At 63.0% G+C, this 15,978-nt stretch carries 10 protein-coding genes; 1 reads left to right on the top strand and 9 read right to left on the bottom strand.

Annotated elements, in window-relative coordinates; all coding sequences use genetic code 11:
* Positions 1-194 precede the first annotated feature (194 nt).
* The 6 genes from KA354_23710 to tadA (KA354_23685) all read right to left on the bottom strand — a co-directional run bounded on the left by KA354_23710 (position 195) and on the right by tadA (KA354_23685) (position 8,886).
* The gene (locus KA354_23710) at positions 195-1,181 is read right to left on the bottom strand and encodes a type II secretion system protein (GenBank protein MBP7937659.1); all 987 of its coding nucleotides are present in this window, start codon (positions 1,179-1,181) and stop codon (positions 195-197) included.
* Positions 1,182-1,279: 98 nt separating this feature from the next.
* Positions 1,280-2,203 carry a prepilin-type N-terminal cleavage/methylation domain-containing protein gene (locus KA354_23705; GenBank protein ID MBP7937658.1) on the bottom strand — a complete coding sequence of 308 codons (924 nt, stop codon included), beginning with the start codon at positions 2,201-2,203 and terminating at the stop codon, positions 1,280-1,282.
* A gap of 513 nt (positions 2,204-2,716) precedes the next feature.
* Positions 2,717-3,982, bottom strand: a complete 1,266-nt coding sequence (locus KA354_23700; GenBank protein MBP7937657.1) for a type II secretion system F family protein — start codon at positions 3,980-3,982, stop codon at positions 2,717-2,719.
* Between the two features lie 116 nt (positions 3,983-4,098).
* Entirely contained in the window at positions 4,099-5,835 is a 1,737-nt protein-coding gene (gene tadA, locus KA354_23695; protein ID MBP7937656.1) for a Flp pilus assembly complex ATPase component TadA, read from the bottom strand.
* 165 nt (positions 5,836-6,000) lie between these two features.
* A complete protein-coding gene (locus KA354_23690) occupies positions 6,001-7,149 on the bottom strand; it encodes a type IV pilus twitching motility protein PilT (GenBank protein MBP7937655.1) in 1,149 nt (382 codons plus the stop codon).
* A gap of 27 nt (positions 7,150-7,176) precedes the next feature.
* Positions 7,177-8,886 carry a Flp pilus assembly complex ATPase component TadA gene (tadA, locus tag KA354_23685; GenBank protein MBP7937654.1) on the bottom strand — a complete coding sequence of 570 codons (1,710 nt, stop codon included), beginning with the start codon at positions 8,884-8,886 and terminating at the stop codon, positions 7,177-7,179.
* A gap of 289 nt (positions 8,887-9,175) precedes the next feature.
* Here tadA (KA354_23685) and KA354_23680 point away from each other — a divergent pair, with 289 nt between their 5' ends.
* Positions 9,176-10,792 carry a M20/M25/M40 family metallo-hydrolase gene (locus KA354_23680; GenBank protein MBP7937653.1) on the top strand — a complete coding sequence of 539 codons (1,617 nt, stop codon included), beginning with the start codon at positions 9,176-9,178 and terminating at the stop codon, positions 10,790-10,792.
* Here the strand turns inward: KA354_23680 and KA354_23675 are convergent.
* From KA354_23675 to KA354_23665, 3 genes are all read right to left on the bottom strand, one after another.
* Positions 10,725-11,489, bottom strand: a complete 765-nt coding sequence (locus tag KA354_23675; GenBank protein MBP7937652.1) for an ABC transporter ATP-binding protein — start codon at positions 11,487-11,489, stop codon at positions 10,725-10,727. The genes KA354_23680 and KA354_23675 overlap by 68 nt on opposite strands.
* Positions 11,490-11,491: 2 nt before the next feature.
* Complete coding sequence (locus tag KA354_23670; protein ID MBP7937651.1) at positions 11,492-13,366, bottom strand: efflux RND transporter periplasmic adaptor subunit; 1,875 nt, start codon at positions 13,364-13,366, stop codon at positions 11,492-11,494.
* 82 nt (positions 13,367-13,448) lie between these two features.
* The gene (locus tag KA354_23665) at positions 13,449-15,380 is read right to left on the bottom strand and encodes a TolC family protein (protein MBP7937650.1); all 1,932 of its coding nucleotides are present in this window, start codon (positions 15,378-15,380) and stop codon (positions 13,449-13,451) included.
* Positions 15,381-15,978: the final 598 nt, after the last annotated feature.

Here is a 15,978-nt window from a genome sequence, read left to right as displayed (position 1 = left end):
ACCATGCCCCAGCGGCTGCGATACCTCGAAGAGGCTGCGCAAATGTAGTGAAGACTTTCAGAAGGAAACGGCCTTGGCGCTATCGCCAGGACCACTGACGCTGCCAAACTCAGTAACTTGGGCTAGACGCGGAATGCCCCCTCCCCGTCCTTCCCGGGGAACTTGCGGAAATGCATCAAGAGAGAAGACGCCGACTACTGATTCACGTTGAAGTTGGCGACGTCATCGGCGGTGCCATACAGAGCGTCCGGCCCGGCCGATATCAGAATGAACTTGTCCGCATTGTGGGGACGAGGCACCGCACCCACCGCCGCCGGATTCCAGACCGTGCGGACAAAGCTGTTGCCGCCACTATCGATCGCCTGATTGCTCACCTGGCCATTCGGACCGTGAAGCGTGGCCATCGGGTGCGGTCCTGCGCCCAAGTTCATGAACTCGCTGCCGCTCAGAGGGCTGCCCGTAAACCAGGAGTTGTCTCGCTGGTCGTAGATGCCGTCAACCTCGGCCGAGTTCGTGACCGGCCACCGCCCGGTACTCTTGGCCCGGTAGTAGAGGATGGGCTGACCAAACGAATCCAGGAAACAAATCGAGTTCAACTTCGTCTTCGATGCCGCAATCTCGAACTTGGTGCCGTTGGATTCCCGCTTCGGGAATACCAGCTTGCTGACATCCACAAATGGCCCTTGTCGCTGATGGACCGGCTTGCCGCCATCGAGGGCGTATAAGCCCGACATGGACTTCACCGCCTCCAGGTTAATGCCCGTATCGTCCGCCCAGCCCGGTCGTCCGCCGGGCGTCACGTTGTTGACATCTCTGAAACCGGGCGTGCCCAGCATGTCCGCACCGACCAGGGCCCAGGCGATCAGGTTGGCTCCATAGAAAGCACGCAGGGCACTGCCCGTCTCGTGAGGTGAGACCGCCGCGACGGCGGCAGACGGCGGATAGGCACCCTCGAGGCGGTCGCTCGCCCGGTACTGCTCCGTACCGCTCTCCAGCACACTGATGGTGGCTTTCGAGGCCGCAGCCTTGGCCTTGATTCGAGCATTGTTGACCGCTGGAAGCACGATCGCGATGAGCAGGGCGATGACGCCGATCACGACCATGAGTTCGACCAGCGTGAAACCCGCTCGACGACCGCGCCGAAGCCCGATGGATGCCACATGCCGTGTTGCCGTTTTCATGTCCAACTCACCTCAGATTCCGTCGCGCCCCTTACCACGAGAAGCCGTGCAATGCCCGGCCGGCGAACCGACACCCAGTACCGGCCCGCAACGAACGATCAGTTGGCCGCCTTGATGTTGCTCACGTCGTCGGCCGTCCCGAAAACCCCGTCCTTGCCCGCGGTAATCAGAACGAACGAGTCCGGCCTCACCGGCTTCAGAACATTGGCGACCTTCATCGAGCTCTCGCTGTACAACGTCCTGGCAAAAGACTGCGGCTCACTGGTCTCGGAGGTCAGGGTCATGACCGTTCCGCTCCTCGTCGCCCCGAAAATCCCCAGGCGGTGAAGCACGTTCTTGCCCGAGATGATCGTAGCCTGGCCGGTGAAGTTCCAGCCCTTCAGGCCGGCCGTTGTGCTGCCGGTGATCTCCTGATTGTCCTTCAGACTGTAAACCCCCGTCCAGGTGTCGCCGGCCGTGAAGGGGTACTCCGCCTGAGTCTTGGCCCGGTAGTACAAGACCGGCGACTTGTAGGAGTCCTCGAAAAGCACCATCCGCTGGGTGGGCACGAAATCGGAATCGCTGCCAACCTGGAACTTCTCCGTGTCATTGTCCCGCCGGTAAGTCTCGGCCTCCACGTACGGCCCCTTGCGGTCCTTGAAGTTCGCGGTCGTGCACGTGCCAGAGCGAGCCAGGGTCAGTCCCTTGGCATCCACGCCCTTGGTGTCGTAACCGACCATCGCCCGGGCCAGCCAGTGGGCCCCGGACAGATTGCGGCCGTCCGGAAACAGCCCGGTGCTGAGCAGCGGATCCGCGCCCAGGCTCGAGTCCGGATACTGCCCGAAGTCATTCTGGAACATCTCCAGGTTCGTCCCGATGGAGTCCAGCTGCTTGGCCACCTTGGTCCGCTTGGCCTGGTCCCGGGCCCGGGACAGCGAAGGCATGAGAATCCCGATCAGCAGGGCGATGATCCCCACCACCGTCAGGAGCTCGATCAGGGTGAAGCCTGATCGACGAGCCGAGTGAACGCGACGAGTCAACATGAGTGCGACTCCTGTATGAGGTATCGAACAAGGCCACGCCGATCGACGACCGATTCGGCGAGGAGCAGGCGACCGACGCCACCGGCGTAACACGCGCGGCGCGAACCGACCTCCCCCTTATATACTATCATGCTCGAGGGCAGAAAGTCACGTCGAGGCGGAAATCCCGCCTCGGCGGACGTCCACACCGCTCCAGAAAACGCCATCTCGGCACTCCGCGGGGCCGGAATCCCATCCCGACCCATCCCCTCTCCTCCCCAGCCCCCCCCTCGAACCTCTTCACACCCTCGCCGGGGCATACACGCGAAGCCTTGGCCACCTCGTGTGCGACCACCACGGTCCTGGGCACCAATCCGCCTGCCGCGGGGAGCAACACCCCTTTCGCCCGTCGCCGTGGCCTCCGACAGGCTGGCGGATCCGCAGCCCACAACCCGATGGGGCTATTACCCCAATGATCGAGAGACCGCCGTTCCTGGCCGGCGATCTCTCCTGCCCGCGAGACGAACGCCCCTGTCACTGGCCGCCAGACACGGCGTTGATCAGCGATACCAGCGGCAGGAACAGGGCGATGACGATGAAGCCGACGATGCCGCCCAGCACGACCACCATGACCGGCTCGAGCAAGCTCACCAGACCATCAACCAGTGTCTCAACTTCCTCGTCGTAGTTGTCGGCGATCTTGATGAGCATCTTGTCGAGATCGCCCGTCTCCTCGCCGACGTCAATCATGTTGACCACAATGCCGTCGCAAATCTTGGCCGCTCGCAGGGGGTTGGCGAACGACTCACCCTCGCGGATCTCGTCGTGCACGTTCTTCAGGGCCCGGGCGTACACCTCGTTGCCCGACGTCTCCTTGGTGATGTTGATGGCCTCGAGAATGGGCACGCCCGCAGCCAGCAGCGTACCCAGCGTCCGGGTGAACCGGGCGACGGACGACTTGGCCAGAATGTTGCCCAGCACCGGAATCTTGATCAGAACCAGGTCAACACCGTAGCGGCCGGCCTCCGACATGCGCAGCAACTTGAAGAGCAGGATGACGATCACCGGCGTGAACAAGAGAATCACCCAACCCGGCGGCGTCCCTTTCACAAACCACTTCGAGATGCTGATCAGTATCACGGTCATGCCCGGCAGCTGCGTGCCGAAATCCTTGAAGATCTCCTCGAACTTGGGCACCACCGCGATCATGATGCCCGCCACGATGCCCATGGCGAAGGCAATCACCACAACCGGGTAGATCATGGCCCCCATGACCTTGCGTTTGAGTCGCTGGGCCCGCTCGAGAAAGTCGGCCAGACGCTGGAGAATCACATCGAGCACACCGCCCGTCTCGCCCGCAGCCACCATGTTGCAAAACAGACGATCGAACGCCTTGGGCTGGCCGGCCATGGCCTCGGAAAGCGTCGCCCCACCCTCAATGTCATCGGCCACATTGCGGAGAATCGCCCGCATCATGCCCGGCTTCTGCTGCTGCTCGAGAATCCGCAGACTGCGAAGGATCGGCAGACCGGCATCCTGCAGCGTCGAGAGCTGACGGGTAAACTGGGTGATTTCCTTGACTTTGACCCGGCCAATGCCGCCGACCGCTTTCTTCTTCTTGGCCCCCCCGGCGGCGGCTCCGGCCTTCTCCGCCTTCTTGCCACCCTTCTGTTTGAGCTTCGTGGGGTAGTAGCCCAGGCCGCGTATCTTGGCCAGGGCGTCTTCGGTCGTCTGGGCTTCGATCTCGTCCTTGACCTCCTGCCCGGACTGATTCATCGCTTCATATTGGAAGGTCGCCATGACACTCGCTCCGTGAAGAGTGATCCGTTCTCCGTCCTCGGGGCCCTGTCACCGGAAGACCCATCGAGCATCCAAACCGGGCCGCCGAAGACCAACAACTGATCACTCCTTGTCTCCTACACTTCCTCGAGGATCGTCTCGCGAACCACTTCCTCAATCGTGGTCAAGCCTTCAAAGATCGCCATCAGGCCGTTCTCGCGAAGAGATCGAAGCCCCGCCTTCTTGGCAGAGTCACGCAGCAGAGCCGTCGAGGCGTGCTTCATGACCAGATCGCGAAGCTCGTCATTCATCACCATGATTTCAAAGAGACCCAGACGACCGCGATACCCGGTATTGTTGCAGTAGTCGCAACCGCGCCCGTACATGAACGACTTGCCGCCCGCCTCTTCCGGCCGCAAGTCGAGCTCCATGAGCATGTCCTCGGTCGGATGAAACTCGTCCTTGCAGTTCTCACAAATCCGGCGAACCAGCCGCTGAGCCACGATGGCCTCAAGCGTGGCTGTAATCAGGAACGGCTCCAAGCCCAAATCCACCAGACGAGCGATGGAGGAGGGCGCGTCGTTCGTATGGAGGGTCGTGAATACCAGGTGTCCGGTCAAGGACGCCTGCACGGCGATCTGGGCGGTCTCCAGATCGCGGATCTCACCCACCAGAATGATATCCGGGTCCTGACGCAGGAAGCTCCGTAGGGCCTTGCCGAAGGTCATACCCAAATCCGTGTTGATCTGACATTGGATCAGTCCGTCAATGTCGTACTCGACCGGGTCCTCGGCCGTCAGGATCTTGGTGTCGATGGTGTTCAAATCATTGAGGGCCGCGTACAGGGTGGTGGTCTTGCCGGACCCGGTCGGGCCGGTGTTGATGATGATGCCGTTGGGCTTGTTGATCAGCTGGCGAAAGATGCCCAGCTGCTCGTCGCGCATCCCAAGACGCTCGAGGCTCAGCGAGACGTTGCCACGGTCGAGGACACGCATGACCACACTCTCGCCGAACATGGTCGGGAGCACGGCCACGCGAAGGTCCACCGGGTTGCCGGCCACCGCAAGTTCGATACGGCCGTCCTGGGGCATGCGCCGCTCGGCAATGTTCAGGTTGGCCATCACCTTGATACGGCTGGCAATGGCGACGGCGATGTGCCGGGGCGGCGGCATCATCTCGTAGAGCACGCCGTCGATGCGGTACCGCATCTTGTACTCGTCCTCGAACGGCTCAAAGTGAATATCGCTGGCCTTGTCCCGAATGGCCTGCAGGAGCACGAGGTTGAGCAGCCGCTTGACCGGGTTCGAGTCCGCGAGCTCCTTGAGCTCATCGAGGTCGATGGACTCGTTGCGGCCCTCGAACTTGGAGAGATCCTCGTCGCCGGCAATCTCGGTGATCAGGTCGGTGATCGACTCGGCCTTGTCCTCCGGGTAGTAACGCGCCTGGGCGGCACTCATGTCGTCGGGCGTGGTAATGCAGGCCCGAACCTGAAAGCCCATCAGTGTCTTGAGATCGTCGGTGGCCTGAAAGTTCGATGGGTCGTCCAGAGCGATGGTCAGCAGCTTGGTGGACGGCTCGTAATCCAGGGGAATGACCCGATAGGTGGTGGCCACTTGCGACGGAACGAGCGAAACGATCTCTGTGGGAATGTCAAACTTGGAGATGTCCACCGGTTCCATGCCGGCCTGGGCACCCAGGGCCAGACGAACATCGTTGTCATCGACATAGCCCAGTTCGACCAGGATCTGCCCAATCGGCCCGTGCTTGGTCTTCTGCAGCTCGAGGGCCTCGCCAACCTGGGTCCGGCTCAGCTTGCCCATCTTGATCAGGATCCGGCCCAGCGGACGCCCCTTGAGCTGACCGATGGGCGGCATCTTCCGGCCCCCGCCACCGTCTCGACCAAGGCCCTTGCGCGGCGGCGGCTTCGACCCGTCCGGCGCCACCGGTGGTTTCGATGTTTCCTCAGCCATGGCTCATTCTCTCGTACCTGCCGGCCCCAGTCCGGACCGTGGTCTTGCCACTTCGCTTCGCAATCCCGCTCAGGCCTTCGGTCCCCTCGGCAAATCGTCACCCTCGTCCTTGGGCTTCTTGGAACCCTCCGGCCCGGGCAACGCACTGCCCTTCTCCAGGGCCTCGATCTTGTCCTGCATCTCACCGGGATTACGCGACTTGTCCATCGCCTCCTCGGCCGAGATGATGTGATCCTTGAACAGCTGCAGCAGGTGCTCGTCGAGCAACTGCATCCCGTACTTCTTGCCCGTCTGGATACTCGAGTCAATACGGAAGGTCTTGTTCTCGCGGATCAGGTTCGAGATGGCCGGCGTCACCACCATGAACTCGTAGGCCGCAATCATGCCCTTCCCCAGCTTCGGACAGAGGGCCTGCGAGAGCACCGCGATCAGGTTGGTCGAGAGCTGGACACGAATCTGCTCCTGCTGCTCGTGCGGAAAGGCGTCAATGATCCGGTTCACCGTGCCCTGACACCCGGTAGTGTGCACGGTGGAGAAAACCAGGTGGCCAGTCTCGGCCGCACGAATGGCCGATTCCATCGTCTCCAGGTCGCGGAGCTCACCGACCAGAATGACGTCCGGATCCTGACGCAGCACGCGACGCAGAGCCTCCGCGAAACTCGGCACATCCAGCCCGACTTCACGCTGATTGATCAGCGACTTCTTGTGCGTGTGGTAGTACTCGATCGGCTCTTCCACGGTCACAATGTGCCGGTCGAAATTGGCGTTGATGTAGTCGAGCATCGTGGCCAGCGTGGTGGTCTTCCCGGAACCGGTCGGGCCGGTGACCAGGAACAAGCCACGCGGTCGACGGCACAGGGCCTGGGCGATCTTGGGCAGGCCAATCTCCTCGAAAGTCAGCAGCTTGTTCGGGATCAGTCGCAGTACCACCGCCAGGTTGCCCTTCTGGCGGAAGACACTGACCCGGAAGCGGCCAGCGTCGCCAAACGCAAACCCGAAGTCGGTGCCACCTTCCTCCTGGATCTCCTGCTGGTTGCGGTCCGGGGTAATGGCCTTCATCAGCGAGACCGTGTCCTCCGGCTCGAGAACCTTGGTCTCCAGCGACCGCAGGTGCCCGTGTAACCGCAACACCGGCGGTCGCCCAACGGTCAAGTGAATGTCCGATGCCCCGCGCTTAATGCAGGTTTCCAGGATACGGTCAATATGCAGTGTGCCCATGTGTCTCCGCGCTCACCTGTTGAGACGTTACTCGTCGATAATGATACCTTCCGCCTGGGCATGCTTGGCGACTTCTTCCAGCGTCGTCGTGCCACGCTGGATCTTCAGCTTGCCGTCGGCGAGCAGATTCCGCATGCCCGAGGCCTTGGCCGCACGACGTATCTGGCTGGTCGCCGCACGGTTGAAGGCCAGCTCACGCAGCTCATTGTTCATAATCATCATCTCAAAGATGCCCATTCGGCCACGAAAACCCGTTCCATTGCATCGCTTGCACCCCGCCCCGCGCAAGAACTTGGTGCCCTCGATCTCCGCCTGGGTGTAGCCCAGGACACGCAAGTAGCTCGGATCCGGCGACGGATCCGGCTGCTTGCACTCGGTACACAGGATACGCACCAGCCGCTGGGCCATGATCGCCTGGATCGAACTGGCCACCAGGAACGGCTTCACCCCCATGTCAATCAGACGCGTGATCGCGCTCGGGGCGTCGTTGGTGTGCAGCGTGCTGAACACCAGGTGACCGGTCAGAGCCGCCTGAATGGCAACTTCACCCACCGTCAAGTCACGGATTTCACCGACCAGAATGATGTTCGGAGCCTGACGCAGCATCGCCCGGAGAATCTTCTCGAAGGTCAACCCAATGTCTTCCTTGACCTGACACTGGTTCATGCCCGGAAAGTTGTACTCCACCGGGTCCTCCGCAGTGATGATCTTCTTGTCCGGACGGTTGAGCTCCTGGAGCGCGGCATACAACGTGGTCGTCTTGCCCGACCCGGTCGGACCAGTCACCAGGAAAATGCCGTTCGGCCGGCGGATGATCTTGGTGAACGTCTGGTAGTCGTCCTCCTCGAAACCCAGGGCCTGGATGCCCACGCGGACCGAATCAGGCCGCAGAATACGCATCACAATGCTCTCGCCGTGGACCGAGGGGCAGGAGGCGACGCGGAAGTCGATGTCTTTGCCGCCTACGTTCAGCTTGATACGACCGTCCTGCGGAATTCGCTTCTCCGACAGGTCGATGCCGGCCATCAGCTTCAAACGGGCAGTCACCGAGCCCTGCAGCTTCTTGGGAATCCGCTCCCGCTCAGCACACACACCATCCACGCGGTACCGGACACGAACCCGGTCGGCCATCGGCTCCACGTGAATGTCGCTCGCCCTCATTCGAACCGCCTCGCCAATCAGCTGATTGATCAACTTGATGATCGGGGCGTCGCCTTCGTCACCGGCGACCCTGCTCAGGGCATCCTCATCTTCAGGCATGTCCTGATCAATGCTGTCCATGGTCTCGCCAATCAGGCTCTTCTCCTTCGACATGAAGGTGTCAATGAAGCGCTTGATCTTCGACGGCGGGGCAAGCGAGATCTCAAGGTTCGGATTCAGCCGGAAACGGAGCAGGTCCAGCTTCTCCAGATCCAGAGGGTCGCTGATGATCACCTTCAGACGCCCGTTCTCCTCACCCAGCGGAAGAACCTGATGATCGCGAATGAACTTCTCCGGGATCAGGTGCAGACTGGCCCGGATGTCGGTGGACTTGTCCAGGTCCACGTAGGCCATGTCAAACTGCGTCGCCAGGGCCTTGGTGACGTCGTCCTCCTTGCACAGCTCAAGCTCAACCAACGCCTCGCCGATCCGGCGATCGTGGTCGGCCGCGTAGGTCAGCGCGTCCTCCAGCGCCTTGGGGGTGATGATCTTCCAATCAACCAGGATTTCGCCGAGTTTCTTCTGTCGTCGGGCCATACAATTCCGGGGAACAAGTTCGGGGCTGGCCACCAGCCGGTCATACCCAAGTCACGGCCTACCAGGATCGGCAGGCGGTAGGCAGCCGGCACAACCACCGTGCCAGAACACCCTATTCTATTGGCGAGCCTACCCTAACATCAAGGCTTGACGTCACGTAAAGCTCGGGCTGTAATCGCCCCCCATGGAAATGCCCCCCCTACCCGCCCCCACCCTGCCAGCTCAGGCCGAAGCCTTCCTCCGATCGTGGCTCACCGATCCAACCACCCGACAGACCGCAAAGGAACAAATGCTTCAATTAGTCAATATTGACACCACACCCAAGCCCTCCCCTCAGGCCTGCGCCCGGGCCGAGAAAGAGGTCTTCGACATCATCGAACGGTTCCTGACCACGCATGCCCCGAGCGTGGTCAGCAGCCGCGCGCCCATCCGCCCGGACATCGCCGACCATCCCGATTTCACCCTGCCCTACTACACCGGGCAGACCACCGGACCCAGAAACGACATCGTCCGCCAAACCTACCGAGAGCGAGGTAACCTGCTCGCCCGATGGCCGAACCCCGACCTCCCCGTCCTGGCCCTCAATGCCCACATCGATACCGTCGCCCCCCATGTCGGCGGACGAGTCGAGGGCGACCAAGTCCACGGACGCGGCTCGGTGGACGACAAGGGAGCGTGCGTGGTCATGATGCTGACCGCCTGGCTGCTCGAGACCCTGGCCGAGCGGTTCGGCATCCGGCCTGCCTGCGAGCTGCTCCTCGAGTTCGTCATCGACGAGGAAACCGGGGGCAACGGCAGCCTGTCGGTCGCCTTGGACAAGACCCATGCCTCCGCCGACGCCATCGTGGTCCTGGAGTGCACCCAACTGAGATTCCATCCCGCCAACCGGGGGGCAGTCTGGTACTCCGCCCGGCTCGACGCCACCGATACCCCGGCTCACGCCCCGGCAGACCGAGACCACCTCCTCGAAGCGATGGCCTTTGCGGTCGGCTCGCTGAGCCGATGCGGCGACGGCATCAAGTCCGAGAGCAACCACCCCCTGTTCCCCCATCGCCCCGTGCAAACCTGCCACGGAATCCTCGGCACCCATGGGCAACACCCCTCCCGGGTCAACGATTACGTCCCCCTGCTGTTGAGAGGGACCGGCGGCCTGGGCGACGAAATCCGGCTGCTGGTGGACGAGGCCCTGGTCGAGTACTGCGCGAGGTACGGCGACAAAACCCGGCCTGGCGCCGCTGACGCCACCCTCAAGGCCCACACCGCCTGGACGAGTCTCACCCCCGAATCCGCCCGGCTCGAGGTCTTCGGCCTGACCGGCCACATGGGTTCAGTCGATCGGCTCGACGGCGCGATCACCAAGGCGGCCGCCATCGTCCGCAAGCTGGTCACCGCCCGGCGGGAGCGGGGCCCGGCCTGGGCCGGCTTGACGGTCACGCTGCAGAACCGAGGACCAGTCCGCACCCTGACCCTCGAAGGCGGCCAGGGCTTCCTGCCAACCCACGAATTGGACGAGGTCTGCAGACGAATCAGAGCGGCGGTTGAGAAGGGCGTGCGGCTCTACACAGCTTCGCAGGGCCTTCCCGAGGGAACAATCGCATGCCAGACCACCTTCGACAAGCTGCGCAACGCGGCGTTCGCCCGCCCGGCAGACGGGCCGGCGATGCGGGCCATGCTCGAGGCCGGACGCCAGACGGGTATCTACGCTGACCAGCCGATCCGCGGCTGGGGTGCCTCCTGCGACGCCCGGATCTTCGCCCGCGAATTCCCCAACGCGGAGATCGTCACCTTCGGGCCGGGGCACCTGTCGCAGGCCCATGCCAACGATGAGCACGTGAACGTCAATGAACTGCTGCTGGCTGCCATGGCCTTGGCGAGGGCCGCCCTGGCATTTGGCGCTCATCGCTGAGAATCCGCCCGTCGCGAAGGACAATCACCCGCTTGCAGCGGGCGGCCACGTCGGGTTCGTGGGTCACCATGAGAATGGTCTTGCCGATCTTGCTGTTCAGCTCGTCAAACAAATCCAGGATGATCTCGCCCGTCGCCGTGTCCAGGTTGCCGGTGGGCTCATCGGCCAGAATGAGCAACGGGTCGTTGATTAACGCCCGGGCGATGGCCGCCCGCTGCTGCTGGCCGCCAGACAGTTCCATCGGACGATGGTGGGCCCGGCTGCTCAGCCCGACACGCTCGACCAGGTACATGGCCCGTTCGCGCCGATCCCGCACCGGAACCCGCTGATAGAACAGGGGAACCTCAAGGTTCTCCAGGATGGTCAACTGGGGAATGAGGTTGAAGTTCTGGAAGACAAAACCCAGCCGGCTGCCACGAATCTCCGACAAAGTGTCGTCGTCAAGCTTGGCCACGTCGTCGCCGCCAAGCAGGTAGCGGCCGCTGGTGGGCCGATCCAGGCATCCGATCAGGTTCATCAGCGTGCTCTTGCCCGAGCCGCTGTGCCCGCAGATGGCCACATACTCCCCCCGGTGGAAGGTCAGGCTGATCCCCCGCAGGGCATGAACCTCAACGCTGGTTCCAGGCTTGCGATAGACCTTCTTGATCTGCTCGAGCGACGCCAGGGGAGCATCGTCATGACCAGTGGCGGTGAGCATGCTCACTTCCGGATCTCGCTCGTCTCGGGCCTCGACTCCGGCCTGGCAACGCCCCTGTCCGGTCGACCCGGGCCCCTCTGCGGCTTGACCGAGTTCCGGTCAGCCGGCGGTCCGGCGGAACCCCCCTTGGCCTCACCCTTCTCAGAACCTCTACCGGCGCTCCGGTCGGAATCCCCGTCTGAACCGCCCCCCCCCTGGTCGGACGACGGGGGAGCAGGCCCCGCAGAGATCCCCGGCTTCTTGGTCCTGGACTTGGGACTCATCGCGGAGACGCCCCCCTCGGCATCAGGCAGCTTCAGCTTCATTTCGTCGGTGACTGCCAGGTAGACCTTCTGCCCGCCCTCCAGCCCCTTCTTGACCTCCACAAACTCGTTGCTGGCCAGGCCAGGCACGATCGGCACGGGTTCCGCCGACCCGTTCCGCTCCACAAAGACATAGTACTCGGCACCCTTGGCGAACACCGACTGGATCGGCACCGCCAGGCTGTTCTCGACCTGGGCCACCAGGATCTCCACCCGCGCGGTCACGCCCGGCTTCAATTCGGTGAACTCGCCATCAAGCAGGACCTCGGTCACGTATTCCTTCAGGTTCGGATTCATCCAGCGGTTCTGCGAATCGGCCAGGACCGCGATCTTCGAGATCCGCCCGCTGAACTTCCGACCGGTGAAACCCTCTATCTCGACACTGGCCGGCAGGCCGAGCTGAAGGCGCTCCGTCTGGGCTTCGTGCACGCGAACGACCACTTTCATCGAGCTGACGTCCGGAAGAGTGATGAGCGACTGCCGCTCGTGAACCGTGGCTCCCTTCTCAATCATGTTCTCGGTGCGCCACGGATTCTCGCCGCGGGCGTAGACCACCAGGCCGTCCGCGGGAGCCAGGATCCTCGCCTTGTCCCGCTGATCGAGCAGCTTGGCAAGCTTCTCCTGGGTAATGCCCAACTCTCTCTTCTTGGCTTCCACCTCGGCGACGGCCTTCGCTTCGCTGGCCGCGGCCGCCTTCTGGGCCCGAACCAGCTCCTTCTCCGCCTCCGTGACCACGGACTTCGCCTTCTCCAGATCCATCGGGATGCTGTACTTCTCGAGCACCTCCAGGGCCAGCTTGGCCTTCTCCAGGTCCTGGTTGGCCTCATAGACCGCAAACTCGTCCTTGTCCAGTTCCAGGCGGGTTAAGAACGACTGCCTGAAGAGTTCCTTGGAATCCGTGAGCGTGTCCTGGGCTCGCTTGAGCACCGACTTGGCTTTCTCCATGGCCAGCTGAGCCACCTGCCGCGACTGCACGGAATCCCCAAGCGTGAACTTGTCAAGGGCGGTCTTGGCCAGGTCAAAATCGAGACTCGCCTTGCGGATCTTGCTCGCGTTCTCGTCCTGGAGAATCTCCAGACCCTTCACCGCGGCCTCGTAGGCCGCCTTCGCGGTCACTTCCTTGATCTCACCGTCACGGATCGCGTCCACGATCGTGTCGCTGGACAATTCGACCAGCACGTCCCCCTTCTTGGCCTGCGTCCCCTCGGGAATCAGATAGATGATCGTCGGGTGACCCTCGAGCTCGCAGCGGATATCAATCGAGTTCGAGGCGTCCAGTTCACCCTTCTCCTGAAGGATGACCGGGAAACTCTTCGGCAGCACGGTGTACAGCTGGATCGAGGCCAGCGGACTGGCTTTGCCCCATTTCCCCCAGCCGATGTAGCCGGCCACCGCCGCGATCAGCACCACGGCCACCACCAAGGGCATTCGCCTCGATTTGGGCAGGGAGCCGGCATGATCCCAGGTGGATTCCGACACTTCCGCGGGGGCAGCCATCTCCTCTGCGGCAATGGGATGTGTCCGCACCCCGGAAATCGCCGGCGACTTGAGGGTATCGACTTCGGCGGTACTCAAAACGCAACCTCCAGACGCTCTATTATAACTCGTTCCCAACCCCCGTGGAAGCTGGCCCCCCCCACCTCACCGCTCCCCGGCCTCAGCCGCCCGCCTGCCGCGGCGCAGACGAGCCGGTCCCCGCCTCGACACGGAGCGAGGACGTCGGCCAGTGCCCCTGGTCGTCGATCCGCAGCGTCTCCGTGTCCCGCCGGAACTGCAGAATCGCCAGGCGAACCTGCGCCTGGGCACGAGCCAGGCTGTTTCTCGCGTCGAGAAGGAAGTTCTCCGCATCCACCACTTCGCGGTTGCTCACCCGGCCCTGGTTGAACCGGATGCGAGCCCCCTCGCGGCGCTGGAGAGCCACGTCCCGGTTGATCATCTGGATCTGCAGGGCTTCCTGCTGCTGCTTGACCCGGCGAATGGCCCGACGAATCTGAAGCTCCACCAGGTCCCGCGACCGCTGATAGGCCCGCTCCGCACGGCGCTTGACAATCAGGGCGGTACGCAGGTCGTTGCGCTCCCGGTAACGATCCAGCGGCAACTCGAGCGTCAACTGCCCCCGCGAGGTCGTTCGGTCCGTCTTGAAGTTCAACATGCCGAACTCGCTCGAGTCGGTGTTCATCGTCACCGTGCCGTGGGCGGTCAGGTCCGGCAGCAGGTTGTTCTCCGCAATGTCCACTCCGCGCCGGGTGTCGTCGATCCGATCGAGATCGTTCAGCAGATCGAGCCGGTACTTCAGGCCGACGCGGACCGCCTCTTCGTCGGGCACATCAGGCATCCGCAGGGCCTGCTCCAGCGACGCAGCCTCCATCCCTCCCTCACCCTCTTGCGTCCCCGCACTCGGGTCCCCCAACGGGAGGACATCGATCTGCTGCTCCATGGGCATGCCGATCCGGATCTTGAAGTCCGCCAGGGCACTCTGGTAGGCCTCGACCGCGTCGATCTTGCGGCTGATCGCCACCAGGCGGTCCTGATCGGCACGCTGCACTTCCAGCTGGAGAATCCGCCCGGTCTGCCACAGGGCCCGGGCCCGTTCGGCTTCACTGGTGAACGACTTGATGCTCTCCTCCTCGTTGACGATCGCCTGGCGAAGCTGCTGCAGGTTGAAGTAGTCCCCGGCGATGTCGACCGCCAGCACCCGGCGGAACCGCTCGAAGGTCCTTGTCGCGTAGATCAGATCCCGCTCCGCCTGGTAACGGGACTCGAAAGCCGCCGGCCCCGCCCCGCGAAGCAACGGAATCCGGGCCTCCAAAACCAGCGAGCCGGTCTCGCCCGCGGTCAGATGGTGAGTCAGATCGCGCATCAGCGTGCCCAGCACACGAGCGGTCACCTCACCCCCGTAGGGCAACTTCTGCTGAACGGCCACGCTCGAAACCATGTCCATCGCGTGGTCGAAGTTACGGATCTGACCGTAATTCGCGTACTGGCTGCTGATCTCACCCACCAGTTGAGGCGTCCACAGGTGCCGTTCCAGCGAGAGGGATAATGCCGATAAATAGAGGTCCTCCTTGGCGCTCTGAAGCTCGCGGGCATGCCCGAAGGCATAGCGGAGCGAATCGGCCAGGGACAGAACCTGCGCCGCCTCACCCCCAGGCTGGCTCTCCGCCGGCCCGGTCGTCAGCGGCCCGATCGCAACCCCGGCAGATTCCGGCCCCGAGACCGGGGCCGGACGGGTCTCCACCGATGCCACCGAAGGAGTCACCGCCCCGAACATGTCGGTCGGCCGGCTGGCCGCCGAGCCGAAATCAACCGCCGAGCCCGGCCCGGACTGCGCGGCCACCACCGCCGAAGCCATCGCCGCCGCCTGCCCACCGGCCGGCTGAGTCGCCACCGTGTCGAACGAGGACGGAATCTCCGAATCCACCGGGTGCGGCACGAACTTGTACGGCGAATCAGCGCCCGCAACCGGCGGCCGCTTCCAGGCCGGCCACCGCTCCTGGTCGATCCGGGCATCCTGCGTCCTGCCCAACGCCGCTTGCTGGCGCTTCTCGATCAGGCGGTACACCTCGCGGTCAGCGTCATAAACCGCCAACTGACATCCGCCACAGACCAAGAAAACACCACCAACGACGAGTCGCCCAACCGGGCCCACTATCGATCTCGAGAGTGGCTGCATTCCATACCTCGCGGTTACCCCGTGCAAGCGGCTGGGCATTATATCATCTCAGTCCCAATAGCCAAGTTCCTACTCGTGACGCAACTCCGTCAGGCGGGCGTCCACTCCAGCCCACTGCACGCGGGCTTGATGATCGGCGTTTCACTGCCACCCACCACTCAATACCCCTCTGCCCAAGGAAAGACGCAACACGCTGGAAACGAACTCGCAGCCTCAAGGGCAGCCGTTGCGGCAAGACTGCGGCGATGGCGATGATCATGGTGACCGGAGGTATCGCGATGCTCATGTCCAGCTGCCCCGGCAAGGAAACCTCCACCCCCGACGCCTGACCCGCCCAAGCCGGCAGTAGCTAGACCCGCAAGATCTCCCGATGAACACGCATGGACCACTAGCCTTGATTCCCACGGACCTTCTGCCAACTAACATTTTGGTGTTTTTCAACCGAACGTAAAGGCCAGTCGTTTGTTGGCGAGCCAGGGGATGGGGAGGTTGGTGCTGGCGAATCCGGCGGCGG

This window comes from Phycisphaerae bacterium, assembly GCA_018003015.1.
GTDB lineage: Bacteria > Planctomycetota > Phycisphaerae > UBA1845 > PWPN01 > JAGNEZ01.
This window is presented reverse-complemented; position numbering and strand designations above follow the sequence as displayed.